Annotated in this window: 22 protein-coding genes; 7 read left to right on the top strand and 15 right to left on the bottom strand. The window is 42.7% G+C overall.

Translation table 11 applies throughout. The annotated features are described in order from the left end of the window. Position 1: 1 nt before the first annotated feature. The 3 genes from BMX95_RS04450 to BMX95_RS04440 all read right to left on the bottom strand — a co-directional run bounded on the left by BMX95_RS04450 (position 2) and on the right by BMX95_RS04440 (position 5,036). On the bottom strand, positions 2-1,252 hold the full coding sequence (locus BMX95_RS04450; RefSeq protein ID WP_081198636.1) for an erythromycin esterase family protein: 1,251 nt from the start codon (positions 1,250-1,252) through the stop codon (positions 2-4). 81 nt (positions 1,253-1,333) lie between these two features. Further along, complete coding sequence (locus BMX95_RS04445) at positions 1,334-2,464, bottom strand: RtcB family protein (RefSeq protein ID WP_081198637.1); 1,131 nt, start codon at positions 2,462-2,464, stop codon at positions 1,334-1,336. 238 nt (positions 2,465-2,702) lie between these two features. Continuing rightward, positions 2,703-5,036 carry an ABC transporter permease gene (locus tag BMX95_RS04440; RefSeq protein ID WP_081198638.1) on the bottom strand — a complete coding sequence of 778 codons (2,334 nt, stop codon included), beginning with the start codon at positions 5,034-5,036 and terminating at the stop codon, positions 2,703-2,705. Between the two features lie 498 nt (positions 5,037-5,534). Between BMX95_RS04440 and BMX95_RS04430 the strand changes: the two genes are divergently transcribed. Next, positions 5,535-6,017 carry a hypothetical protein gene (locus BMX95_RS04430; protein ID WP_081198640.1) on the top strand — a complete coding sequence of 161 codons (483 nt, stop codon included), beginning with the start codon at positions 5,535-5,537 and terminating at the stop codon, positions 6,015-6,017. 87 nt (positions 6,018-6,104) lie between these two features. Here BMX95_RS04430 and BMX95_RS04425 read toward each other — a convergent pair whose 3' ends face one another. The 5 genes from BMX95_RS04425 to BMX95_RS04405 all read right to left on the bottom strand — a co-directional run bounded on the left by BMX95_RS04425 (position 6,105) and on the right by BMX95_RS04405 (position 15,764). Next, positions 6,105-7,565, bottom strand: coding sequence for a glycoside hydrolase family 30 protein (locus tag BMX95_RS04425; protein WP_081199833.1), 1,461 nt, complete (start codon positions 7,563-7,565; stop codon positions 6,105-6,107). A 20-nt stretch (positions 7,566-7,585) separates the two neighbouring features. After that, on the bottom strand, positions 7,586-9,013 hold the full coding sequence (locus tag BMX95_RS04420) for a glycoside hydrolase family 30 protein (protein WP_081198641.1): 1,428 nt from the start codon (positions 9,011-9,013) through the stop codon (positions 7,586-7,588). Positions 9,014-9,144: 131 nt separating this feature from the next. Further along, on the bottom strand, positions 9,145-10,659 hold the full coding sequence (locus BMX95_RS04415; RefSeq protein ID WP_081198642.1) for a RagB/SusD family nutrient uptake outer membrane protein: 1,515 nt from the start codon (positions 10,657-10,659) through the stop codon (positions 9,145-9,147). 26 nt (positions 10,660-10,685) lie between these two features. Then, complete coding sequence (locus BMX95_RS04410) at positions 10,686-13,820, bottom strand: SusC/RagA family TonB-linked outer membrane protein (RefSeq protein ID WP_081198643.1); 3,135 nt, start codon at positions 13,818-13,820, stop codon at positions 10,686-10,688. 201 nt (positions 13,821-14,021) lie between these two features. Further along, positions 14,022-15,764: a cellulase family glycosylhydrolase gene (locus BMX95_RS04405; RefSeq protein ID WP_081199835.1), complete on the bottom strand. Its 1,743-nt coding sequence runs from the start codon at positions 15,762-15,764 to the stop codon at positions 14,022-14,024. A 236-nt stretch (positions 15,765-16,000) separates the two neighbouring features. Here BMX95_RS04405 and BMX95_RS04400 point away from each other — a divergent pair, with 236 nt between their 5' ends. Further along, positions 16,001-18,931 (top strand): triple tyrosine motif-containing protein, encoded by a 2,931-nt coding sequence (locus BMX95_RS04400; RefSeq protein ID WP_081198644.1) that lies wholly within the window; start codon positions 16,001-16,003, stop codon positions 18,929-18,931. A 302-nt stretch (positions 18,932-19,233) separates the two neighbouring features. Then, positions 19,234-19,557, top strand: a complete 324-nt coding sequence (locus tag BMX95_RS34840; protein WP_081198645.1) for a hypothetical protein — start codon at positions 19,234-19,236, stop codon at positions 19,555-19,557. Between the two features lie 65 nt (positions 19,558-19,622). On the opposite strand, the gene BMX95_RS04390 is transcribed toward BMX95_RS34840, so the two are convergent. The 5 genes from BMX95_RS04390 to BMX95_RS04370 all read right to left on the bottom strand — a co-directional run bounded on the left by BMX95_RS04390 (position 19,623) and on the right by BMX95_RS04370 (position 22,831). Continuing rightward, positions 19,623-20,186 (bottom strand): GNAT family N-acetyltransferase, encoded by a 564-nt coding sequence (locus BMX95_RS04390; protein ID WP_081199837.1) that lies wholly within the window; start codon positions 20,184-20,186, stop codon positions 19,623-19,625. A 17-nt stretch (positions 20,187-20,203) separates the two neighbouring features. After that, entirely contained in the window at positions 20,204-20,563 is a 360-nt protein-coding gene (locus BMX95_RS04385; protein ID WP_081198646.1) for a DUF7674 family protein, read from the bottom strand. 237 nt (positions 20,564-20,800) lie between these two features. Continuing rightward, on the bottom strand, positions 20,801-22,159 hold the full coding sequence (locus BMX95_RS04380) for a porin (protein WP_081199839.1): 1,359 nt from the start codon (positions 22,157-22,159) through the stop codon (positions 20,801-20,803). 10 nt (positions 22,160-22,169) lie between these two features. Then, positions 22,170-22,583: a hypothetical protein gene (locus BMX95_RS04375; protein ID WP_133053882.1), complete on the bottom strand. Its 414-nt coding sequence runs from the start codon at positions 22,581-22,583 to the stop codon at positions 22,170-22,172. A 47-nt stretch (positions 22,584-22,630) separates the two neighbouring features. Then, the gene (locus BMX95_RS04370; RefSeq protein ID WP_081198648.1) at positions 22,631-22,831 is read right to left on the bottom strand and encodes a hypothetical protein; all 201 of its coding nucleotides are present in this window, start codon (positions 22,829-22,831) and stop codon (positions 22,631-22,633) included. Between the two features lie 96 nt (positions 22,832-22,927). Between BMX95_RS04370 and BMX95_RS35645 the strand changes: the two genes are divergently transcribed. Both BMX95_RS35645 and BMX95_RS35640 read left to right on the top strand, forming a co-directional pair. Further along, the gene (locus BMX95_RS35645; RefSeq protein ID WP_262493559.1) at positions 22,928-23,050 is read left to right on the top strand and encodes a hypothetical protein; all 123 of its coding nucleotides are present in this window, start codon (positions 22,928-22,930) and stop codon (positions 23,048-23,050) included. A 34-nt stretch (positions 23,051-23,084) separates the two neighbouring features. Next, the gene (locus BMX95_RS35640) at positions 23,085-23,213 is read left to right on the top strand and encodes a hypothetical protein (RefSeq protein WP_262493560.1); all 129 of its coding nucleotides are present in this window, start codon (positions 23,085-23,087) and stop codon (positions 23,211-23,213) included. A gap of 24 nt (positions 23,214-23,237) precedes the next feature. Here BMX95_RS35640 and BMX95_RS04365 read toward each other — a convergent pair whose 3' ends face one another. Beyond that, positions 23,238-24,041, bottom strand: coding sequence for a polysaccharide deacetylase family protein (locus BMX95_RS04365; protein ID WP_081198650.1), 804 nt, complete (start codon positions 24,039-24,041; stop codon positions 23,238-23,240). A 106-nt stretch (positions 24,042-24,147) separates the two neighbouring features. On the opposite strand from BMX95_RS04365, the gene BMX95_RS04360 reads away from it, so the two are divergent. Further along, a complete protein-coding gene (locus BMX95_RS04360; protein WP_081198651.1) occupies positions 24,148-24,666 on the top strand; it encodes a 3'-5' exoribonuclease domain-containing protein in 519 nt (172 codons plus the stop codon). A gap of 26 nt (positions 24,667-24,692) precedes the next feature. Here BMX95_RS04360 and BMX95_RS04355 read toward each other — a convergent pair whose 3' ends face one another. Further along, the gene (locus BMX95_RS04355) at positions 24,693-25,658 is read right to left on the bottom strand and encodes a hypothetical protein (RefSeq protein WP_081199841.1); all 966 of its coding nucleotides are present in this window, start codon (positions 25,656-25,658) and stop codon (positions 24,693-24,695) included. A 136-nt stretch (positions 25,659-25,794) separates the two neighbouring features. Between BMX95_RS04355 and BMX95_RS04350 the strand changes: the two genes are divergently transcribed. Continuing rightward, positions 25,795-26,574, top strand: a complete 780-nt coding sequence (locus BMX95_RS04350) for a patatin-like phospholipase family protein (RefSeq protein WP_081198652.1) — start codon at positions 25,795-25,797, stop codon at positions 26,572-26,574. Positions 26,575-26,857: the final 283 nt, after the last annotated feature.

Genomic DNA, 26,857 nt, shown 5'->3' with positions numbered 1-26,857 from the left:
CTCAAACTCCGAATGGATAGGTTTCCGGCGTTTGATGACCAGCAGGCAAGTGCAATGCATGCAGTGCCTGGGTTGTATCAAAATATACAAAGGCATCATAACGCTCGCTCATAATGGTAGGTACATAATTTCCATATTTTTCACGCTTTGGGTCGTACACCACGCCAATTGCCCGGTGGCCGATCTCCATATCGAACAGTTCATTTGTTTCTTCTTCAAAGATCATATAGCGATTATGCTCTCCCCGTAAATGCAGGGCTTCCTCTATACTTCCTTTTCTTGCAGGCGGCACCTCCATTTCCTGCATATTCGCTCCCCAGGCATCGCCGGCTATTACAGTTCCTTCATAGGAGCCAAAGCCAATAAGGAACACGTTATCCACACCATATTTCTTTCTGCCTAATTCGCCAATATTCACCATACCGGCGCTTCTCATGTCGGTAGCCCGGGCATCGCCAATATGGGTATTGTGTTCCCAAACAATTCCTTTGGCGGCAGGGCCGTGGAATTTCATTAACCGCTCCAGCGTTTCCATCATGTGCGTGTCGCGAATATTCCAGCTTTCATTATCGAAGCCTATCAGGCTGCTGTAGTACTTTTCGGCGTTCACGGCAATCAATGCATTTTGTTCTGTATTGAACCCCGCTTCGCGGTCACCATCCAGGAACTGGGCTTTCAATTTTATTTCTTTCAGTAAGGACAGCACTTTATCGCGACAATTATGCTCTTTTAATGAATAGGCATAGGATTGTTCTCTTTCCCTGAAAGGTTCAAAACATTGTATGGCCGCTTTTACCGTCTGCGATGCTTTTGGATCTTCTTTATCGAGATAATTAACCATGGCTTCCATGGAATCCCAAAGACTATACACATCGAGTCCGTAAAAACCGGTTTTCTCAAGTATGTTCAAATGTTGATTGTGTTCCCGCAACCATTCGGCCAGTGCGGCCGTTTCCCAATTTGCCCACATCCAGGTAGGCCATCGGTCAAATACCTGCAGTACATTATTGATTGAATCACCGGCATCTTTATAGCCTTTTACAAAACGGTTTATTTTATAGCAGTCGGGCCAGTCGCCTTCAACAGCAATAAAATTAAATCCGTATTCTTCAATCAATCGTTTTGAAATGGCTGTTCGCCAGGTGTAATATTCGTGTGTGCCGTGTGATGCTTCGCCAAGCATTACAATCGTTTTGTTACCTGCCGCTTTAATCAACGCATCGAGGTCGCCAGTACTGGATAAATTATACATTTGGCTCTTTTGTCAATTGCAGCAATTATTGAGCCGGGCCTTTATAAATCAAATGGAGCCGGGGGCTCCATTTGATTTGCGTTAAATTTCTGAATACTTAATTGTAACCACGGGATTAGTTTGTGTTATCTTTTTCAAATATGGTTGATGTTTGAATATATCTACCGAATCTTTATAAGCAAAATCAAACTCCTGAATATATCCCTGGGGGAAATTGCCTGATTTATCCAACAACTCGGTAAATCGTTCCTTAAAGGCTTTACGTTGCTTTTCCTTCAGCACCGTTTTCCAGTATTTCATGGCTTCAAATCGCGATAACTTTCGTCCGGCACCATGCGCACAGGAATACAGGGCGTTACCCGCATCTGGCATATTGCCTGGTTGCACCAGTAAACTTCCTCTTGACATAGAGAGAGGAATTACAACAGTTTTTCCCTTCTCTAATTCCGTGCTTCCTTTTCGGTGTATTATATGTCGATCTTTAAACCGCAGGTGGTTGTGAATAGAATCTTCCAGTAAATAGGGGATTCCATTCAAAACAGCTTTGTGATCCTGATCTTTAAAACTGGCTTGTAGATAATTTCTGTCGATTGTTTCTTTGTTACATTGAATGTAATTGGCATTCTGTAAAAAGATCAAAGTTTTAAAACAAAAATTTTTTCTCCTTTCATAGCCAAATTGTAAAGTCTCGTTATAATACTTTAAAAAATCAGCTTTCAAAAAATCCTTATGTACAAAATCCACCTGCCGCCCATACTGAAGGGAAAAATCGCGAGTTAATTGCATACATTGTTGATACAAGGCAATTCCTCTGTCCCTGGTACCGGTGTGGCAGATAATGTAGATCGCGCCTGCATCTTCTTCAATAGAGAGAAAGTGATTGCCGCCGCCAAGTCCATCATCCGTCATTTTATGATGGGCAAAATTCAGTGCCCGGTAATGAGCAGCTTTTTCAAATGGCCGGCGCCAGTATTCTTTGTCTATTTTAAGATACATTACCCCGCACCCGATATCTTTACCGGTAATCAGGGGGTAACAATAATCCGATGTTTCAAAGGCCACGCCCACAGGCAATGCCTTTTCACTGCAGTAATGAATATCGGTAAAAGCACAAATGTTGTTTACAAATGGCTTCTGCGCATACTGCTGTAATTGATCCATAGCATTTTGTTCAATGCTATTGGCATCACAGTAGAACCCAATAGATTCCATGTTCTTTAATTTGGAATAAAAAAGATTAGATCATGGGGCGTTGGTAGGAACATCTGCCCCTTACAGAGATGTCAGCAGCCGAGATTATCGGTAGTGCAAAGATAGAAATTCTTATTAAATATCAAATAGGCCAAAATCTGAGCCAGCTCTTCTTCATATACCCCCCCTTCGTCCAGTCGGGTCTTTAATGATCGCCATAAACCCATAATTAGTCTGCATGGGTTCGACAACAAACTAATTATTCACTTCGCAACGAATTAACCGGATTTTCTATCGCGGTTCTTATCGCATTAAAACTGATGGTGAGGGTCGCAATGAAAACAGCTATTATTCCGGAAAGCGGCAGGATCCACCAGCTAGCTTCCGTTCTGTAACTAAAATGTTGCAAAAAGAAATTTATAAACAACATCGCCAATGGCGAGGCGATCAATACTGCAACAATAACCAGCCAAATAAAATCTTTTGTCAACAAGGCAGTAACCCTTATTACGCTTGCCCCCAGCACCTTCCTTATGCCAATCTCCCGTTTTCTTAACTCACCCATATAGGCAGTAAGCCCCAGCAACCCCATACAAGCTATTAATATGGCTATTACTGCAAAGGAGTTTACTAGCATTAATGCGTTTTTTCGCTGCCTGAAAGAATTGGCAACATCTGCTTCGGCAAATTGCAGTTCGGTAATAAAACCCCGGTTATATTTTTTCAGTATCGCCTCAATGGTTGTAACATTTTGTTGTGTTGCAAACCCTGCTTTTAACCTGATATTTAAAATACTCCCTTTTTTTTCATATCTAATCATGGCTGGTTTGGTGATCTCATTAGGCGAACCCTGGTAAAAATCCTTTACTACGCCTACTATTTTCCAGTTAAAATCGCCGTCTTTTATGAATTGCCCCACCGCATTGGTAAATCCTAATTCATGTGCTGCACATTCATTAATAACACAGGATGCGGTATCCGTATGATAGATCTCATAATCCAGATCCCTTCCCGCTGTTAACGTAAGCCCATTTGTTTTTACAAAATTACCGGGCGATGTGATCAGGCTGAAATAGGTGTTCCTGTTTTTCTCTCCACCGGCTCCTTCCAGTCCGTTTACCCAGCCGGAGGGCCTTGTTACAGGCATATTGCTTTCACAAATGGCCGCTACCATACCAGTATTCATCAATTCCTGTTGAACTACTTCATATTGCCTTTTGAGGTCGCTGGTCAATGGATGATAGATCAGTTGCTCTTTTACAAAACCCGGGTCCCTGTTCTCTGTATAATTAACCTGCTTGCGGAAAACGATGGTAAAATTGATAAGGAAAATGGCTATTACAAACTGACTGACAACAAGTATACGGCGAGGTGTGATCAATACCGTTTTATTATTGAAAATTCCCTTTAACACCTTAACCGGCCTAAACGATGACAAATAAAAAGCAGGGTAGCTACCCGCCAATATGCCGGTTAAAAATATAAAGGCCGATGCAGATAACCAGAAAAAAGGCGATCGCCAGGGAATATTTACCGGAACTTTAGCGATGGCACTAAAGGCGGGCCATACCAATTGAACAATACACATCGCAATACAGCCAGAGAAAACAGCCAGTAATGTTGATTCCGTAATGAACTGAATAACCAATGATATTTTTGCAGCGCCCATCACTTTTCTTACACCCACTTCTTTTGCTCTTTTCTCGCTCCGGGCGGTTGTGAGGTTCATAAAATTTATACAACCGATCAACAGCATTACGGCCGCCAGCAGGTAAAGAAAAATGAGTTCGGTATCTGTCTCGGGGTTTCCATTTGCATCGAAATTACGATGCAAATTCATTTTACTGACCGGATGTAAAAAGACCTGCCTGCCTTCTTCATTTTTGCTGTGTTCGCTAATGATACCTGCGATCTGCTTATTAACCGCTTTTACATTACCAGGGTTTTTCAACTCCACGTAGGTTTTGGCAAAATAGACATCCCAGTTCGTATTGTTTTCTGTCCAGGGTAGTAGGTATTCAAATTTAAAAGAGCTGTTTAAAGGAAGCTCTTTCAACACACCTGTAACCGTAAAACTTTGCACATTATCCAGTTTGACAATCTTATTTATTGGATCTTCACCCCCGAAGATCTTCTTGGCAAGGCCTTCTGTGATAACTATACTAAGCTGATCTTTTAAAGCAGTCCGCTTATTCCCTGTTATCAATGGGAAACTGAACATATCCAGAAAAGCTGCATCAGTATAATACCCGTCAACCTGTATTTTTTTGTCTTTATAATCGAACATTTTTCCCGTGGGCGCCACTCTTGTCATCTGTAGGATCTGTGGAAATTCCTTTTGCAAGGCTGGTCCTAATGGCGCCGAATTACCATCAGTAGTATTTACTCCACTGCCTGTACTTGTTTTACCATATACTTTGAAAACACGGTCCTTCTTTTCATGAAACTGATCAATACTAAGCTTGTACTGGATGTTCAGGATTAATAAACCGGCACCGGCCATTCCCAATGCCAAACCGGACACACTAATAAATGAAAACAATCCATTCTTAAACAGATTCCGGATAGCAGTTTTGAAATAGTTTTTGATCATAATTTTTCGGAACCGAAACTATGCCAGCTGTTATTATGTACTAAACCAATGATTTATAAAACAACAGGGGGTATACGTGTGCGGTATCGATACAGCCGGTGTACGTTTTTTAACTTACTTAAAAACGGGCTGTTCAAAATCTGGTATAAGTAGTAAAAGGGCTGCCGTCACTATTCAGAATAATGACAGCAGCTAAAAAAAATTAAAATTTTTTTTTAAAGGAAAGGCGATGATCTATTTGAACACTACAAGATCAAAATATTTTTTTATATCATTTCACAAAACCGATAACTGTGCAGTTTTGGCAATAGGCGTGTTGTTTTTGCCGATAAGTGTGCAGGTCACAGATTTTTTAAACCTGCCGCAGGCATATAAAACGCTCTCTATTCCAAATGCGTACCGCCAACATCAAGTTACCAAGGCAATTACAGCCAACAATAAATAATAATCTGACCCGTTTCATATGCCCAAAAACTTTTATAACCTTTAAAACAAAGTATGAAAAACAAACGCTTATTAGGATTATCTGCTGCATTTGCCCTGACCTTAGCCATCGGTGTTACCAGCTGTAAAAAAGACAAAGATGACAATGGTTCTTCTGCTGGAATGTCTGCAACTATTGGCACCAATGCCTTTAAACCAAAATTAGTTGGAGCCAGTTTAGAGAATAAATATGTTGAGGTATTTGGCGGCCAAACACTTCCTGGAGACTCGGTGTATGTGACCGTAGATTTCGCAGACACTGTGGCTCTTAATACAAAACTTCCTGTTAAAGGCCTTCAAGTTGCGACCTTTACCACTGATAAAATTTACAGTGGTTATAGTACCGGATCCCACGGTTCTATTACCGTTACCACCTTTGATAAAACAAATAAAAGGGTTGCCGGTAAATTTGAGGGGGTATTATACAGTGCGTTTACCAGTGGTGACAGTATAACTGTAAAAGACGGCCAGTTTAACACTACCTATATTTCATTCTAATCATACCCTTGACTTATCTTATAAAACGCGAGTCCCGCCACATGGCGGGACTCTTGTATTTTTAAATGCTGTATAGAAAAAACATTACTATTCAATTACCAACGTTGCTATTGAATGCGGCAAACTGGTTACATCTGCAGCATTACCCTGAAACCACACCTTGTACGCCACCTCATCATTCGACAGATTCAACACCACCACTATCATTTTACCATCCGGATTAATAAATGCCGTTGTAGAAAGTTTATCGCGGCTGCTGGCGGTGCCTATTCTGCTGGCCCCCGCTTTTACAAACTTCGAAAAGTGTCCTAAATAATAGTAGGCATTTGTATAGATCAACTTACCCGACTTTGTATCGGCATGCACGGGGGCAAAACAGAAGTTGCCAACATGGTTGGGGCCGCCGGTCTCATCGAGCAATACATTCCAGTCGGTCCAGGCGCAGGTACCACTGTTGAAATCATTTACCATGGAAAAGCCATATCGCTCGCCAATTGACCATGACTCTATGCGGCCGAGATCAAATTTCTCAACGCAACCTTCGGTAAAGACCAGGTTCTTATCGGGAAACGTTTCGTGCACTCTTCTCAGGTTATCAAATTGCATGGCACTGCCAGTCCAGGTTTCGTACCAGTGATACCCAAGCCCCCATACATATTTGGCAGCCGCTGGATCATTGAGAATGGTAGTAGCCCTTTGATACAACAAGTCACGGTTATGGTCCCAGGCAATAAGTTTTTTACTGCTCAATCCCTGTTGTTGCAGGGTGGGTCCTAAATATTTTTTAATAAAATCCCTTTCTTCTTCAGCGGAAAAAATACATGACTCCCATTTTTGTTTGGCCATGGGTTCGTTCTGTACTGTTAAGCCCCATACAGGAATTCCTTTGCTTTCATAGGTCTTGATATACTTTACATAGTAATTGGCCCAGCTTTGTTTGAATTCTTCTTTCAGCTTGCCACCATGTAACATATCGTTGTTGTCTTTCATCCAGGCTGGCGGGCTCCAGGGGCTGATGAATAAGGGCAGTTTACCACCTGCTGCTGCCATTGCCTTTTTAATCATGGGAATGCGATACTTTTCATCGTGCGTTACATTGAATGTCTTAAGTGCCGCATCGTTGTCGGCAACATACGTGTAGGTGTCACTTGAAAAATCGCAACTGTTCATATTCGTTCTTATGAGCGAATATCCAATTCCTTTATCGGCGCTGTAATAGGCATTTATCAGCTCTTCCTGGGCTGCCGCCGGCAATTTGGCTAATGTTTCCGCGCTGGCATCGGTAATAGCGCCACCTATGCCGGTAATGGTTTGAAACTTTTTTGTGTCATCAATGAATACACAGGGTTGTGTTTCCAATGGCTGACCAAATGGCGTAAGGGTAAGGGTCGCTGTTTTCGAAAGCCGGTAATCGGTTTTCTCAGCTGTGGTATAAACCGTAATAGTTTTATAGGAAGGTTTCGGATAAGCCTTAACGGTCGTTTTCTGCGCCTGGGCATTGAAAACCTGGGTAAGGAAAATTAAAAACGGGACAGCATATTTCATCATCTTTATATCAATTTTACAGTTTACCATACATATGTTCCTACGGCGCCACCATTCAGGCTGGTAGTTACCATTTTGCCATTGAATTTTATGTTGAAGGATTCCGTATTGGACCCTTTATTCAAAGCTATCAAAACTTTTTTGCCTTCCGGGTTCCTGAACGCTACCGTTACAATTGAACCGGCATCTTTTGACCCTATTCGCACCGAACCGGGTCGAACAAATTTACTCGCATGTGCTATAATGTAATATGATACATTTCTTGTAACGGTTGAACTGATGGTCAGTGCGCCCAAACAGGTGGTACACCCGCCGGGTGTATGCGGTTGATAACCGGGATCTGCGGCCAGGTTCCATTCCAATACATTCCGGCTCCAGTTACGGGTAGCGCCAATGATCAGGTTTTCTACATGCCATTTTAGATCGCCGGGGAAATTACCCGGGCCACCTACCCATTGTTCAGTAAAGTAAACATGTTTGTCGGGATGTGCTTCATGTACCTGAGTAAGCGCCGTTATACTGCCACCATACAGGTGAAATGCCGAGCCATTTACATAAGGATTTGCTGCTGCATCGTTTAATACAGTAAGCGGATAATCGGGCCGGTCTGCATTGTGATCGTAGGCAATGATCTTAGTGTTTATGCCAGCTGCTGCAAAAGCTGGCCCCAAATTATTTTTGATGAACGTCGTCTGTTCATTGGCCTGCATCACCATGCTGGGATTGTTGCCGCCATGCAATGGTTCGTTCTGTGGCGTAATGGCATCGATGGGAATGCCTTCTGCCTTCATGGCCTGTATGTACTTTACAAAATAGTTGGCATAGGCTGCATAATACTCCGGCTTCAGGCTGCCGCCTTTAAAACTGTCGTTGGTCTTCATCCATACCGGTGCCGACCAGGGTGAACCTAATATTTTAATAGCCGGATTTAATGCAACGATCTTTTTCAGAATAGGGATCAGGTCCTGTTTTTCTTTGTCAATGCTAAAGTTGACCAGGTTGCTATCGGTTTGGCCTGCAGGCATATCGTCGTAGGTAAACGTTGAAGCACTAAGGTCCGATGCCCCAATACTAATACGCAAATAACTTACACCGATGTTGGTACTGTCCCACAAAAAAAGCTCCTTCAATAATGGATCAAGGGTTGTAGCGGGCAGGGAATTTAAAAGAGAGGCGCTTCCGCCGGTTAGCGTATACCCAAAGCCGTCGATCGATTGAAAGGTTTGCGTGGTATCTACTTCTATGGTAGTGGAGGCACTACCAGTACCCGAAAACACCAGCTTTACGTTTTGCCTGTTAAATAACACGTCCCGATCGCCACGGGTTAAATAAAAGAGCACCTCATTGGCAACCGGTGGGTCGGGGGGTGGCGGTGGATTTTCCTTTTCATTATTCTTCTTACAGTTGCCGCCAAGCATTATACAAAACAACAGTACTACAGGGTTAAACATAAAATGTGGCTATATTTTTTAAGAAGATACCATCGGGTAAGTTTCGCAAAAAAGAACTGTCAGGCACGCATCAGAAAACTGACAGGGAAGGATCTAATGGCGTACCCGACAGGTCAATTGTTTATTTTCCGCTAATTATAAAGGGGGTTCTGTTTAATTTTTGTTCCCTGTGTTTCTGTAAAAGGAATCGGGAATATTTCATGCTTCCCTTTCACAAAACCTCTTCCTCCTAATACAGTTGGCGCATCTCCCCATCTTACCAGGTCGAACCAACGATGTCCTTCACCGGCGAGTTCAGCCCGGCGTTCGTTTTTAATAGCATCTATGGTCACCGGTACATGTGGCAATCCCACACGGTCTCTTACCGCATCCAGTAATGCCTGCGCCCTGGCGCCGGTACCACCCAATGCTTCTGCCTCCATTAAATAGGTATCGGCCAGGCGAATAATATAGGTATCCTGGCGATAGTTCAGCTCAGAGGCTCCTGCACCTTTTGATACATCATCTTTACGCGGCAGAAATTTATTCAGGAAGTAACCGGTATTCAAATAACCCGAAACGTATTTGATATGGCCTTGTGTTTGCAATACCTTCAGATCCATTAAAGTGGCATCCTTGCGCGGATCATTTTTTATAAAGTCATAAAAATTCTGAGTAAACACCATAAAGCTCCAGCCCGAGGCCAGGTCTGGCGCTGAATTATCCAATCTTTCATAACTTCTTGGACCAGCCTGTACATTCGCCGTATTGCCTTCATCCTTGCCACTGCCCCAAAAACCCCAATCGGAGTTACCACCAGCGCTATGTGTTTCTTCCAAAATTGATTCCGCATTAAACTTGTTCGCAGGTATCCATAGAGAATCGAATTTACCAAGAAGTCTATAACCCAATGGGCTGGCTGCGCCAGGCGTTGGACCATTCACTTCTACCAGTTGCTGAACAGCCAGCGTGTTCTTATTTTCATAGAGGTATACTTTTCCCAACAATGCCATGGCTGCACCTTTGGTAAAACGGCCAGACTCACTGGTGGCAACTTTTACAGGCAGTACCGGAATTGCTTCGGTAAGGTCTTTTTCTATCTGTGCATATATCTGTTCCGGTTTTACCTGTTCAGGATCATGCAGCGTCTTAAGGGTCAGTGGCTCCAGAACCAGCGGTATGTTTTTGAACATACGTACCAGGTTAAAATAATAAAAGGCACGCAATGCTTTGGCCTCCGCGGCATACCTGTTTTTTAATGTATCATCCATGGCAGGGATTGCCGGCATTTTCAACAACAGGTTGTTGGCCCTGTAAATGCCCTGATAAGGATCGTTCCAGTAGCTGGGAGCCATTAAGTTCGAGGTAATGGTATAGGTTGAAAATGTTTGCAACTGGTTGCCGTCTGTGGCATTACCACCACCACAATAATGATCATCGGACCCGCTGTTCAAAAGGGCCAGCATGTTCTCGAAGCCGCCTGAATTCTTTCTCAACGGATCATACACCCCCACCAATGCCCAATATGCCTGGTCTTTATCTTTATAAAAGGTCTCTTCCACAAACTGTCCTTCTGGCTGTATATCAACAAAGCTTTTTTTACAAGCTGCCAGGGTAATTATCGAAATAACTGCTGTTAGTATATAGTTTATTTTTATTGTACGCATAACCTGTTAATTAAATTGGTGAATAATTAGAACGTCAATTGAACACCGCCAATAAATGAACGGGCCTGTGGATATACTCCTTTATCAATCCCAAATACAGTTCCACCAATCTCAGGATCATAACCGGTATAACCAGTTATGGTGAACAGATTCTCTGCCGTCAGGTATACACGCAACCTGTTAGCCCTGATCTTGCTGGTAAGTCTTTCAGGCAATGAATAACCAAGCTGTAACAATTTAAAGCGGGCATAGTCACCTTTTTCGAGATAGAAATCCGACATACTGGAGAAGTTTCCATTAGGGTCCTTGGTTGATAACCGGGCAAAGGAATTGGAAGTGCCTTCACCTGTCCACCGACCCAATACTTTAGTTTGATAGTTGGCATTGCCAATATCCAACCTGCGCAGTCCCTGGAAGATTTTGCTGCCAGCCGTTCCCTGAAAGAACATCATGATGTCGAATGATTTATAACTACCATTAAGGGTCAGGCCGAATGTGTATTTGGGAATGCTGTTACCGAGATACGTCTTATCGAGATTATCTGCAGTAAACTTGCCATCACCATTTACATCTACCCATTTAAAATCACCGGGTTTGGCATCGGGCTGAATCTTCTCGCCATTCTTATTTATATAATTGTCGATCTCGGTCTGGTTTTGAAAAACACCAGCTGTCTGAAAACCAAAGAAGGTATTGTACGACTGTCCCTTTTCTATACGGGTAACAGTACCCATTGTTTGGAAAGTGGCATCACCAGGCACAAAATTGACATCTGATGCAACATAGGTAACCTTATTTTTCAGGTAAGAAAAGTTGGCATTCACACCTAAATTAAACTCACCTATACTTTTCCGATATCCCAGTTCCACATCGATCCCTTTGTTTTCCATGTCGGCAATATTGGCTACCGGCGAAATGGGTACTCCTACATAACCTGGTATAGTAACCGGACGTAAGATGCCGTTGGTTTTTTTGATGAACCAGTCAACATTCAGTGTAAGGGACTTGATCAACTGCGCTTCGAAACCAATGTTGGTTTGTGAGGTTTCTTCCCAACGCAGATCGGGGTTACCGAGCGACTCCGGTGAATACCCGGTGGTAATGGCATCTGATGTACCAAGGGTATAATTATAGCCACCGTTTACAACCGCCAGGTAACCAAAGTTTCTGATGGCATCATTACCTACTACGCCATAACCACCTCTGATCTTTAACCGGTCGATGACCTTGTTCGAGGGCCAGAATTCTTCATTGGTAACATTCCACCCCATTGAAAAGGACGGGAACACGCCATATTTGTTCTTCAATGAAAATCTTGACGAACCATCTCTTCTGAGAATACCGGTGAACAGGTATTTCTCGTCGTAGTTATAGTTCAACCGGCCAAACAGAGAAGACAATTTGTGTTTAGCGAAATCCTGTGATGTTTGAGATCTGTTTGCCTGCGAAATATCGAAACTAAACGAGGCATCCCGATAACTGGTAATAGGCAAATTGTTTAAGGCAATTGTAGATTTGCCACCAAGGTTTTCCACATAAGCACCCTGCCCCAATAATACAGTTACATTATGTTTTTTGAAACTATTGGTATACGTTAATGTGTTTTCAATGTTCCAGTTTAAGCTATTCTGGTTCTCTTTATTATAGGTATTCTTATTGGCATTTGAAGTTGCGCTGAGGTAATATACCGGGGTAAAACCCTGGTATCCCCAATAAGATAATTTACCACCCAGCGTTGTTCTTACTTTAAAATGTTTGCCAAGGGCTGCTTCGAGGTAGGTATTGCCTACAAAATCATCTGACCAGTTATACTGCCCCAGTTTGGTTTGAATGTATGCAGCAGGGTTTGTCATTTCCTGGCCTACATAGTTTGAGATGCCGTAAGGATTTCCGTTGCCATCCTTGATTACCGGGTTATTGCTGTAGGGGTTGTTTTTCGCAATGGCCGGATCGGTTACTACCAGTGGCGTAACAGGATCGAGGTTGATAGCTGATGCCAATGGACCACCAAATTCACTGTTGGTATTACCCAGGCCAACGGTTTTTTGATGCGAATAGCCTACCGCTTCGCCAAACGTAAAGATGCTGGAAATTTTGTGTGTTGAGTTGAGGCGGATGTTCTTACGGGTATAATTTGAAATAGGACCGGCCACAATACCTTCCTGGTCCTGGTACCCGAATGATAAATAAAAGGTTGATCTGTCAGTTCCGCCGCTCATGCTCAACTCATGCGAAAAGCGGGCTGCTTTATCATTAAAGATCGCATCCTGCCAGTTGGTACCGGCGCCCAGTGAGTTGGGGTCGCGAAACAATAAGGTGTCACCGCCATTCACTTGTTTTTCATTCATGATCGTTGCATACTGGGTAGCATTTAACAGGTCAAGCTTTTTGGCGGCCCGGGAAATGCCATAAAAGCCATTGTAGTTTACGGTAAGCTTACCGCTTTTTCCTTTTTTGGTGGTAACCAGAATTACCCCGGTAGCGGCGCGGGTTCCATAAATGGCAGCAGAGGCAGCATCTTTCAATACTTCAATTGATTCAATGTCGCTTTGATTCAGGTAACCAATTCCGTTTTGATCAACCACTACACCATCAACCACCCATAGCGGATTGTTACCTCCTTCGCTATCCTTATTATAAAAGGTAGTAACACCACGCACCCTGATGGTAGAAGCAGAACCGGGCTGCCCGCTGTTTGCAGCAATGGTTACACCGGCCACCCTTCCCTGCAGGGATTGTTCAATACGGTTGCTGGGAACATTTTCCAGGTCTTTGGCTTTTACGCTGGAAATGGCGCCCGTAACTACTTTTTTACTGGCAGTACCATATCCAACTACCACTACCTCATCGAGGCCCATTGCCCCTACATCTTCCATTTGTACGTTAATAGCACCGCTTTCGGGAATAGTCACCTCCTTGTTGTTCATGCCAACATAAGAAACTACCAATAAAACTTTACGGTTGGGAACATGAATGGAGAAGTTACCGCCGGCATCGGTTGTAGTAGCAACATTAGACCCTTTAATGGCTACTGTGGCCCCCATCAGCGGCTCTCCGGTTTTAGCATTTATCTTACCGGTCACTAAAATTTCCTGTGCCAGTACAGGCAGGAAGACAGCCTGTAATACCAGCACTGCAATGACAAAGCGCAGAATTTTCATATGCAAGTCAGTTGTTAGTTAATAATGAACAAATCGAAAATCTAAAGTAGAACCTTGACAAAGCCTGGCCTAAAAAGGCACCCTATCAATACCCCATCAATGGAGGGGGTATGCGCCGGGGATACGGGTTTTTGCCCCCTCTTTACCACATCATCTTTCGGCTCTGCTCAGGAAATCTTCGATTTCATTAACTCAACTTTTTTATTTCACTTCCGTGAATTGCATATCGCCTAAAGTCAAATCGCCTGCATCGATATAAAGGCGAAGGCTATTCGGTCCTTTTTTCAACTCTATATCTTTTATTTCCAGTGATTGCCAGCCGGCTGCCTTGGGGACCGTTATCTTTCTGGCCCCATTTTTATTTACCAGGAACGAGAGTTTCGCATCTTCACTGGCCGGGTTACAATTCAGCTTAAGCTGATAATGACCCGCCTTTACTACATTTAAGGTGTATTGAAGCCATTCACCCGCTTCCGTATGGTTCACAAAATAACTGTCTGTAGTAGGGTCTGCAGCAATATCAACCCCATCATTGCGATAAGTGCGGCCCTGATTACCCCCTCTGGCACCATTTGAAATATGGTAATCGGCAGTATCCTTATCAAAATAGGCTACGCCATTCCTTCCCAGATCATAATCAACTGCTTTTACGATTGCCCCGGTTTTTATGACATTCGCTTTAAACGGAATTGTCGTTTTTGAATAAGGCTGTCTGAACAAGGCATCCAACACATCGCGTTTAATGGTGGTATTTTCGAGTTTTAAGGCGTTAGCCAGTTGCATCATACCATTATAAGCTTCTGCTGCGGTAGGGCGGGGGCCCCGGTTCGACCAAAAGGCAAGCACTTTTTCATAATCTTTATTCGAATGCACCTGCATGGGATTGTTATTACCCAGCTTTTTCAATGGCCACCAGGCCCAGCCTATGTTGTTTGCCTCCAGTAACTGCACCGCTTCGGTAAACCAAACATTTGAGTTTTCGCCGGTTTCGCCCAGCCACACCGGCACATTGTATTTATCCCTTGTTTCCAGAATGTGTTTAATAGATTCGGAGGTATTGAAATTCCAGTATTTGTGAAAGCTCAGCACCATATTATTATCCCAGGTGGGCAGTATACCATTATAATTATTACCCCAGCCGTTTCCTTCTATAATAATAAGGTGGTTTTTATCTGCCTCCCGAATAGCTTTGGTTATATCCCTCATCAACTGCTTCAGGGGTTGGTTCCCTTTTTCATTAAGGCCATTCTTATCATTTGCCAGATCTTCAAAACCCCAGTTGGGTTCATTCAAAATATCGTAACCGCCAATAAACGGGTCATTTGCGTAGCGTTCAGCCAGCTTTTTCCACAAGGCAATCGTTTTCTGGCGGTTGGCTTCATTTTCCCAAAGCGATGGTTTGGAAGCGTCGCGGTCTGAAATGTTGAGGTCATTCCCCTGTCCGCCCGGCGCTGCATGCAGGTCGAGAATGAGGTACATCTGGTTGGCTTTGCACCACGCAAGGAGGCTGTCGGTAATGCGAAAGCCTTTATCGAGCCAGGTTTGTTTGCCGGGTTCGGGTTCCTTGTCAACAGGCAGTGTATACAGATTGAAGTGCATGGGCAACCGAACAGAATTAAACCCCCAGGCTTTCATGGAATCTATGTCAATACGTCGCGTATGGTTTGCCAGCCAGGCGTTGTAGAATGCATTCGTGCTGTCTTCACCGATGAGATCGGCTATGCGGGCTTTGATCGTATGCTGCATGCCCGGGCCATTTACCTGTAGCAGGTACCCCTCCTGTAACATCCAGCCACCCAAACCAACACCCCGCAGCAAAACGTTTTGCCCTTTCCCATTTAGGATCTGTTTACCGCTGACATGTAAAAAACCCTGGGCCCTTGTTCCCGGGGATACCGTTATTATAAGTAGCAAAAGCAGGGACGTTAGTCTGATGTGTGGCATAAAGAATGTTTTGACTGTTTGAAACACCTGCCCCGCAGGTGCATCATTTACGGCTAATTTATAACTCTGCCACTCAAATCTGCGTTTTGACACCACATCATTACCACATCAAAAAGACCTTAAATTGCTAAAACACAACTACTTTACCACTTCAATACCCTATCCACCCCTTTTTTTAATAGTTCGCATTTACTTACCTTAGTATTCTAACGTATTCATAGTCCTCAATTGCTGTCATGATGAGAAAGTTATTGCTAGCTATATGCTGCTTTCGTGTGTTTATTGGGCACACCCAAAATACCATTGGCCTGCCTGAGATCATCAACTATCCCAAACAGATCTACAATGCCGGTACCCAAAACTGGAAACTTGCCCAGGATAAAAAAGGGATTGTGTATGCGGCCAATGATGAAGGATTGTTAAGTTTCGACGGAAGTTTCTGGAAGAAATATACTTTACCGGGTGGAACAGGTGTTCGTTCCCTGGCTGTTGGCAACGATGGCCGCATCTATATCGGCTCACAGGGTGAAATTGGTTATTTTGAACCCGGAAAAAATGGCAGGCTTCAGTACAGGTCGTTAAACGATCTGATTCCCGAAAATGAAAAAGACTTTACCGATATCTGGGACGTAGTACCTGTTGGCAATGAAGTTTTTTTTCGCTCGTATAGAAAGATCTTTCAGCTGCAAAACGATAAGATCACCGTTTTTGGTAACCCGGCCTGGAGCTTTCTGGGGTTACATCAAAACAAACTCATTAGTAAAGCCTGGCAAAAAGGACTGTTGCAATTTAAAAACGGTACCTGGGTTCCTTTTTCCAAAGCCAATTATTTTCCCGAGAAAGCCGAGATCACAGCCATTGTTCCCCTGCAGGGCGACAGCTCACTACTGCTGACCAAACATCATGGTTCTTACATTTTACATGGTGAAGACATCATTCCTTTTGAAACGCCCGACATGCGGCTGATCAATGAAAAGAACCCCTACAGCGCCGCCGTGATCAATCAAAACCAGATAGCTATTATTACCAACCTGGCGGGTTGTTTTATAATCAATGATAAGGGGGAATTGGTTCAACGCCTTTCCAAACTCGATGGATTGCAAAGCAATAATATCCTCAGCGTTTTTGTTGATGGCAAAAAAAACATCTGGCTGGGGCTCGATAACGGCATCGACTTCATTGCCTACAACAACGCCATTAAACATATTTATCCCGATTACCAGGAGCACAGCTCCGGCAAGGCAGCGGTTATTTTCAAGAACGATCTATACATTGGTACCTCCAATGGCGTGTATGCAGCATCGCTTGCTGAGCAAAAAGATATGGGTTTTATTAAGAGTAAATTCGAATTGATACCTGGCCCCAAAGGCCAGGTCTGGAACCTGAGCGAATTGAACGGCCAGCTGGTGATGGGACATAATGATGGCTTCTTTGTAATCGAGAACAAAACCTCGCGAAAGATCGATAGCAGCTCCGGCTTCTGGACCTTTTTACCTTTAAGCAATGTTACCCCTTCACCAATTGTTATGGCCGGAACCTATAATGGGTTGAACTTTTACAGTTTTACCAATGGTAAATTTAACAACCCCGAAGTACATACACACTTTGAATCGGCCCGTTTTGTTGCGGTTGATAATGATATTGCCTGGGCAGCCCATCCCTACAAAGGGTTGTATAAAATAATCCTGAACACCGGCGCTGCAAAACCGCCTTATACGGTTTATAAAGACACCAAAGGCATATTATCCAGTAACAACAACCATATCTTTAAAATAAAAAGCCGGGTTGTTCTTACCAATGATAAAGGCATTTTTGAATACAATGCCCGCACCGACGATTTTGAACCTTCTGCCTTTTTGCAAAGAATATTACCTAAAGTACCCATCCGGTATTTGCGGGAAGATAACAATGGCAATATCTGGTTTGTGCACGATCGGCACCTGGGTGTAGCAGACCTGAGCGAAAAACAGCCCCAGATCATTTATTTCCCCGAGCTGAATAATAAGATCACGGGGAATGGTCTTGAATTTGTTTATCCCTACGACAGCAGTAATGTATTTATTGCCGCTGAAGAGGGATTCTATTTAATCAATTACAACCAGTATAAACAATTCAGGGAAGACATTCCCATTCAGATAAGTGATGTACGCATCGTAAATAAACGCGACAGTACTATTTTTGGCGGTTATTTTAACAATGAAGAGGCACCTAAAATTCAGTATGCCTGGAACTCCATCCACTTCGATTATTCATCGCCCCTGTATGGCAAGCAATCGAGCATTGAGTTTTCTTATTATCTCGAAGATTTTGATAATGGGTGGTCGGTCTGGACAAAGAAAAATGAAAAAGATTATACGTATCTCTCCCCGGGCACTTATACATTCAAGGTAAAGGCAAGAACACACGAGGGCCGGGAATCTGTAGTTGTTTCTTATAAGTTCACTATACTGGCGCCCTGGTACCGCAGCCGTTGGGCTTATTTCTTTTATACGTTGCTGTCGATCCTGTTCATATACGCCATTTATAAATGGCAAATGAAAAAATTCATACTACAGCAACAACGGCACGATCAAGAGCGGCAACGCATGGCTTACCTGCATCAGTTGGAAATAGAAAAACACCAGGAAGAACAAAAACAACTGACCTATCTGCATCAGCTGGAACTGGAGCGGAATGAGAAGGAGATCATCCGCCTGCAGAATGAAAAGCTACAGTCAGAAATACAGGTAAAAAACAATGAGCTGGCTTCCACCACTTTTAATCTGGTACAAAAGGGTGAAATGCTGATGAAGGTGAAAGAAGAATTTGTGCGCATGAAAAAATCGAGCGAAATAGATAAGGAAACCGATGACTATAAAAAGATCCTGCGCATGTTGGGGGATGATAAAATGAAAAGGAACTGGGAACAATTCGCCGTTCATTTCGATAAAGTGCACAGCAACTTCCTGGTATCATTAAAAAGCACCTATCCTTATCTCACTGCCAGCGATCTGAAACTCTGTGCGTATTTACGGTTGAACCTTACCAGCAAGGAAATAGCGCAGATCATGAATATTACTATTAAGGGGGTTGAGTTGGGCCGTCACCGGTTACGAAAGAAATTAGGTATTCAACCAGAGGTGAATTTGGTTAACTTCTTACTGAATTTCCATACGGAGACAAACTAACATTTACAAAAGATCTAATATATGTATCGCATAACTATCCCTGCGATATTGGAATATTAGATTTATTTTTGCGTCTCCGATATTTTCCAGAAACTGAACACCGCCGGCAATAAAGTGAAATAAATCTGACGTAACTCCTATATGCGTGAAAAACAAACGTTGAAAATTTCAACGCTGCTCACTTTATTATTGACGATTCAGGTCAGTAATAGTTTTTTATCGAATTTAAGATAACAAACCCATCGGCTTATACCTATTCAATAGATGGCGTTAACTACCAAAATACCTGCTATTTCAATGGTTTGTACGCTGGTGTTTACACTGTCTATATCAAAGATGCAAACGGGGTGATCAATCGATATGGCGCAAATATTTTAAAAAAATGTGAATTTTCCATCGACCCCAATGTATTTAATGCAACCTGCGGAAATCTCAACGGGCAAATTCAAGCGATCGCAAAAGAGGGGGTGCGGCCTTACCAGTTTTCCATTGATGGAATAAACTTTCAAAATAGCGCCAATTTTCCGGGGTTAGCACCCGGCGCTTATACCATTACCGCTAAAGCAGGCATTAGCTTTAGAAGCAGGAATATCGACCGACGCGGAACTGTTGAATTAATAAGATAAACAAAAGCAGGCCAGGACTTTGTTTTTTAGTGATGGAATTTCGGTCTGCCCGGCCTGCTATATTTTTATGTGTGACTTGCTGCTATTTCAGGTTCGAACAACATAGCTGTGCACAAACAGTTTTTGCAACCTTTGCTTTGCAGTATGCCGTAGTTTACACAACTTTTGCACCCCTGCCAGAATTTTTCATCGTGTGGAAGCGCATCATAAATTACCGGTTCAAAACCCAGGCGGGAATTCAATTTCATAATGGCCATACCGGTGGTTATACTGAAGATCTTCGCTTTTGGAAATTTATGTCTCGACAGGTTAAATATCTTTTCTTTTATAAACGACGCTACTCCTTTTTCACGCCAGGCAGGGCTTACTATTAACCCCGAATTGGAAACGAATTCGCCGTTACTCCAAATGGCTATATAGGAAAAACCAACCCATTCACCATTGGCGGCAACTGCTATTACTGCATTACCCTGTTCCATTTTTTCCTGAATGTATTCGGGAGTTCGTTTTGAGATACCGGTACCACGTATTTTGGCTGATGATTCCATTTCATTGATGATGTCAAGGGCATATTTACTGTCTGCGGCATTGGCTACCCGAACAATGACGGCATAACTATCTGGTTCCATTTCTTTTTTGTTTTTTATTAGCAATTACAGGCTGACACCTGTTTTATATATACTGCATTTAAATTGTCGGGAATGTATGATTGCAGTATTAATCTTTCAACCCGATCATCGGGCATAAGGGATGAGAATGAATAAATAAAAATATTTTCTATACACATGCGAACAATCTTATCGCCTTCACTATATAATTTCCCGGCGAGCTTAAAACATTTTCTGGCCATAGGGAGATGGTGTTTCTGTACAGCTGTTTTTGTATACTCGGTAAAATCGTGAATGGTTTTATATACACTCACTGATAAATGAACAGGGCAGGTTTTGTTTTCCAAAGAGGGTAATTCTTCATGTAACAGGGTTGGGACTTCATATTGGGTGATCATATACGCTGTTTTTTATACTATTAAGGGAATCCAAATTGGTTCCAGATTTCGCCGGGAAATGCCAATTCTTACAAAACCCCTGTCCAACAAGCACTTCACGCGGTTTGGCACATTAACTACTCATTCCTGGGATCTATAAAAGCCTTTCATTTTGACAAACTCTTTTCAAATTGAAAAAAAAGGCCCTCTTCAAGAATGAAAAAGGCCTGTCTAAACAACGGAAAATGGTGCAAAATTTTATAGACGGAATAATAAAGCAAATACGATACGGTCTTCAGATTTCACCAGGTCGGGCCTCCAGTCATCAGGTAATGGAGTAGTGGTATATCCGTTAGGAGAAGTAACACCGCCAGCCCCAGCAAAATAGGGAACGTTGGCATGGCGGTGTACATATTCTACACGGAAGAGTAAGCTCTGATTAGGCATAAAGTCGAAATTGGTTGAACAATCCCACGCCTTGAATTGGTCGCCAGGATTGGCACTGAAAGGATATTTTCCCTCGGTTTGCGTAGGATTGTTCGGATCGGGTAAAGGGCTAGCCTGGCCGGTCGGGTACAGTACGAGGTAACGGCCAGGGTTATTCATAATACCGCCGCCTATTGTCCAGGCCAGTTTGTTTTTCGCAAACCAAACCCGGTTGTAGATCATGGCACTTGCAAAGTATTGAGCAGGGCCCTTATTATCATCGCTCTTGAACCCATTTACGCCATCGCCTTTTTCAAAGCCAATGTCGCCGGTAAGGGAAAGGGCCATTCTGCTAATACCTTTAGATTTTGGATTATTAAAATATCTAACCAGCATGCTGTTGTCTGAGTGGAATCTTTTTCTTCCGGGAAGACCACCAGCATCTGCGCCGTAGTAATCATTGGTAAGGATCTTGAAGTTGCTGGTAGGGTTCCAGGTAATATTGGCGCCCAATCCTGGCTGCTTATTGAACCGGCCATAGCTTTGCCAGCCATTGATGATCCAGGGTTCAATTTTAAGATGCTTTGTAGGATGAATTTGAATACGGATCCCATTAAAGAACCAGGGGGTATTATCAGATGTAAAAGAAGCCTGGTATTCCCAGTTCTCCACCTGGTAATAAGAATTTAACCCTATATACGACATGAATAAACCTGCGTCTACGTTAATGCCGTACCATTTATTGAAGTGATAACCAACGTACGCTTCACTCAGGTAGCGGTATACGTTGGCTAACTGATATTGTCCCCGGTATGGGCTAACATCATTCCTGGGTACTACAATTGATCTTGTGCCGAATTGCAACATCACTCTCGCCCTTGCATTTTGGTAAGTAAAGTCACCTCCCAAACTTAAGTGAGACAACTGAACTTCGTTGTTGCGGGCCAGGGCGGTGGACCCTACAACCGTATTATCGATAGGTTTATTAAATGAGTGCGTGTAATTCACGTCTACCATAACACTGGGAACAAAGTAGATGCCGTGAAAAACGGATGAGTCGCGCCGGTCACTACCGTTTTGCCAGTTAGTTTCAATATCGCTGAATGGTATTTTAGGACTTGTTGAATCCTGCGCTGTAAGGTGAGTTGTGATTCCCTGTACAAGCAGGCCCACCATCACTAATTTTTTCATTCTGTTAATTTTAGTCATTGGAATTGTTATATGATACAAGGGTTTGTAAGAACAAGTATTTTAGTTTGTACATTTTAGCGTATGCATCGTATGCCATTAGCTGTTTGTCTGAATTGAAATAAGCGTCCAGTGCATAATGAAAGGCAATATGAGCTGGGTAGGCGCTTTTCAGGTTTTCAATTGTCAATGGTAAAATGGGGCTATCGGAAGTAGTGCTGAAAAAATACAGATCGGCCCTGTACATTCCTTTACCACCGGGTGGTACTACATTTTTGTTTTGCGTATATAAATAAAAGGCCGTAGTGTCTACCACCTGAAATTTTTCTTTATGGTACGTCCTGTTATTCTGTGCGGGTGCTGGTAAAAAACTCAATGTAGCCATCGCAACCACCAATGCGATCATCAAGAAGCGGTACGTTTTCATAATCATGTGATTTTTGTTACCTCATACAGCAGCTTTCTATGAGGTGCTCAGGGTACCAAAAACATACCGGTTGGCAGGTAATAAATGCAGGAATCAGTAAAACGCAATGCAGACAAGCGTTTGAAAGGAATGGAAGTAATAATAGCATCACTCCAGGGCAATGAAAAGCATTTCATTTTAACAAAGAACCCTTTCAAAATGAAAGGGTCTTTATTAATTACGTTTTCGGTCACCGCTTTTAGTGACATGCAACCGTCTTTATATCAACCAATTATAGAGGTCGCTTATTGTGGAATGAAATAGGTCTTTCATTTGATTATGTTATGGCAATTAAAGAAGTAAGTATGAAAACAAATTACAAGCTGGTTAACATGTATTTAAACAGCCGTCGCCACAATGCAAAATCATATTTTATGCTGGCCGTATTATTTGCCATCACAGTTATCATCGGCGTAACCGTAGGCTAAATATCCCTTTTCATTACACTTAAAAATTTATCTTATGAAACCTACACCTGATAAAAAAGATGAGATCATAAAAAGGAACGCGATCATAGTTACCATTATCACCGCCCTAATAGCCATTGGTATTCTGGTGCTTATTCTGATAAACAGGGTAACTAATGGATAAAAGGTAGTTCAGAAAAGAGGCAGTTTATTGTCTCTTTTTCTGTTTGTCCCTGATAAAAGCAGCCACTTCCACCATGGGCGCTATCCAGATTTCCTTTTCATGTTGCTTCAGGTAATGCAGTAACTGGCTGTGCGCAGGCAGTGAAACATTCAGGCTGTGACCGCCCCCTACGCCATGGAAAATAATCACCAGCAATCCCTGTTTGGTTTCAGCTTCCTTCACCCATTGTATCATAGATTCACCTGAATTGTCCATTACGCCGTAACCGGGCAGGTTATACAGGTCAATATTGTCAATGGTTGGAATGGTGCCCACAACACCTCGTGCGCCAATTAGGTCTGTTCTTAATGAATCGATATAGGCGGTATCATGAATTTTGTTATCGCCGCAGGGGAAGGCGAAGGTGCGGTTTGTTTTTCCATCGATGGCATTCAGCACGGCGTTCATTGCCAGAATTTCATTGGTTATGCGGCGCATGGAGTAATTGTTCAGGTCGTAATCGGCAGATACAAACTCCCTTCCCGGCCTGCCGCCTTCGCAGGGATGGAACAGGGTATGATTGCCCAATTCATGTCCTTTTGCGGCAGCGGCGCGCCAGGCCGGGATCTGCACTTGCAGCCGGCCCTGGTAGTTGGCAATATAAAAGGTGGCTTTCAAACCCAGGGAATCCAGTGCAGGTAATACATTGGTGATATCAATATCCAAACCATCGTCATACGTTAACACCACGGCGCATTTCTTTCCTTTCCAGGGCTGGTTATTTTGGGCGGTAGCCATTGTTGTTAGGGTGAAGAACAGCAAAAAAGCAATCGTTTTTAAACAGGTCATCTGGCAGTTGATTTATGAATAGCAATTTAATAAAACGTGGTAATTAGCAAAATGGACCAATTTTTATTATTTTGGCCGCGATTTGTAGATTAAAATAAATGAACATATGGCCTATATAATGGTTGATGTAGAGACGGATGGCCCCATTCCCGGTGATTACTCCATGATCTCTTTTGGTGCTGTACTGGTTGACGAACAGCTGAATAAAACTTTTTACGGACAACTAAAACCCATCTCTGAACAATATATACCGGAGGCACTGGCGGTTTCGGGATTTACCAGAGAAGAAACGCTGGCGTTTGATGATCCTCAGACAGTGATGTCAAACTTTGCAGCCTGGATCAAAGAGGTAGCTAAAGACAGACCTGTGTTTATCAGCGACAATAACGGGTTCGACTGGATGTTTATCTGCTGGTATTTTCATCACTTTACCAAGGCCAATCCGTTTGGTTTTAGTTCCCAGAACCTGGGCAGTATGTATAAGGGGCTGGTAAAAGATACTTTTCAGAATTTCAAACACCTACGCAAAACAAAACATACCCATCACCCGGTTGATGATGCAAAAGGAAATGCAGAAGCCTTATTGACGTTGAAGAAGGAGTACGGGTTGAAGATTAAGTTTTAGGGCTCTTTTTCAATAGCTTTTGCAGGTTAATTTTCAGCGATAATGTATTTTGCGAGCTTTGATATAGTATCTTTTGTTCCATCCGGTTTTGTAAATTCAATCTTTACTGGCACAGAATATTCTCCTGGTTTGCCTATAGGTTTAAAAGTGTATTCGGCTACGGCTTGATCATTTAAGGGTACTCGACTATTATTTATGGTTATAATTGGTTTCGATGTTGAAGTGAATGTTCCCAATCCTGCTGATACCTGAATTGATTGCCCCGGTTTTATATAACTGCTGCTTAAGAAGGCAAGTGCCGTTACGTGAAGATATGACATATTACACCCGATTGCTACCTGATCTTTGCAATAGGTAATAAATGTATTCTCCGTTGCCAACACATCGCTTTCTATTTTATTCAACATGATCATGGCCATTAAGGCAGAGGTTCTACCGAAACTTTTCTCCAACCATTGTTTCTTGTATTCAATTTTCTTATCTGCGGGCAAACTATCCCGGTATGCTGGTAACAGGGGAACTGTTTTTAAAAAATCATTGAGTAGATCCTGCTTATAGAAACGACTCATTGTATCGCCCGAATAAATTACTGCCGGAATGCTGTCTTTAAATGCAATCAGTTTGTTCAACAATTGCCCTCCAATACCATCTGCATTATGCAATTGCTTTGTGAGGTCAACATAATCTATTTTTAAACTATTTGATTGCTTTAATAATTCGCCTTTAATAGTTCTAATAAAAAGCCTGACGCTATCAGAATATTGTCCTATTTGCTTCGCCTTAGGTTCCCACACTGCAGTAAACACCCAGGAATGCAACTCTCTTTTCGTTCTTCCAAATTCCTCATAAACCAATTTATTCGCCTCCTCCATAACCCCATTCGCATATTCTAAACTCCGATTAACAGCCTTCAACTGATCGGGATTTTCCTCGGGGTGGCAGCCACCCAGCAAAACGACAATAACGGCAGGGATGATAAGGACTTTTTTCATAGCAATAAGCATTGTTTCCGCTAACGGAAATAACCCCGGGATATTTTTCTTAAAATCAGAATTTAAAGCAGGGAAATGTTAAAATAATCCCCATTCCCGTACTTGCATTTCCTGATAAAAGCTTCTACATTGTAGGATGGTAAAAACAGGTATCGTTTTAAGCGGCGGCGGCGTTAGAGGATTTGCCCATTTGGGTTTATTACAGGCGCTGGAAGAATTACAAATTCAACCCTATGCCATTTCCGGCGTAAGCGCCGGCGCCATCGTGGGCGCCCTGTATGCAGCCGGCCATACCCCCCATAAAATTCTTGACCTCCTGAAAAACAACTCCTATTTCGGTTGGTCGAGCTTTTTACTGAATAAAGACGGCCTTTTTTCCATGAAAGTGCTGCGCAAAGCTTTACAAACACTCATTCCCATCGACTCCTTCGAAAGCCTGGATAAAAATTTGTACATCACCGCTACTGATTTGGCCAATAATGAAACCGTAACCTTTTCTAAAGGCCCGCTCGTTGAACCAGTGATTGCTTCCGCCTCGGTACCGGTTATTTTTGAACCGGTAAGAATTAATGACCATATACTGGTTGATGGGGGCCTCTTGAACAACTTTCCCGTTGAACCACTCGAAAACATCTGCGACCAGCTCATTGGCAGTTATGTAAACAATATTCCCAAAGGCCTGGACAATGGTAAACGAATAGGTAAAATGCACATGATTGAAAAATGCTTTCATATGGCCATTTCCCCTGTTGTATACAGTAAAGCCGAACGGGTAGATCTGTTCCTGGAACCCGATTTGCATGAATTCGGCATGTTCGATGTAAATAAAGCCGATCAAATCTATGAAACAGGTTATAATACTGCCATGAAGCATAAAAACCAGTTGTTAAACCTCCTCCTACAGCAAAACCCTTAGTTCGGCCTACATCCTTTAATTCTTCGGGCATAATAATTTTCATTCATCAGATATAACCTACTTATTGACCTACATCAATAAACTAACGGTTATGCGGTAGATTCCGCGCTATACGGGTATTTCAGAATAATTTAGTAGAATAACAAGTTGCTGTTTTAAAAATTGGGGCTAAATTAATTAAGAGTTAACCCATACCCTCTCCATTTTTCCTGTGAATAAAATGTTTCGACTTTCGTTTTTTTGAATGGGCGATTTTAATTGTTCGCGCATATACTAATCATTA

This window comes from Niastella yeongjuensis (assembly GCF_900110245.1).
Lineage (GTDB): Bacteria > Bacteroidota > Bacteroidia > Chitinophagales > Chitinophagaceae > Niastella > Niastella yeongjuensis.
The sequence above is the reverse complement of the archived record's forward strand: the minus strand, read 5'-3'. Positions and strand labels throughout refer to the sequence as shown.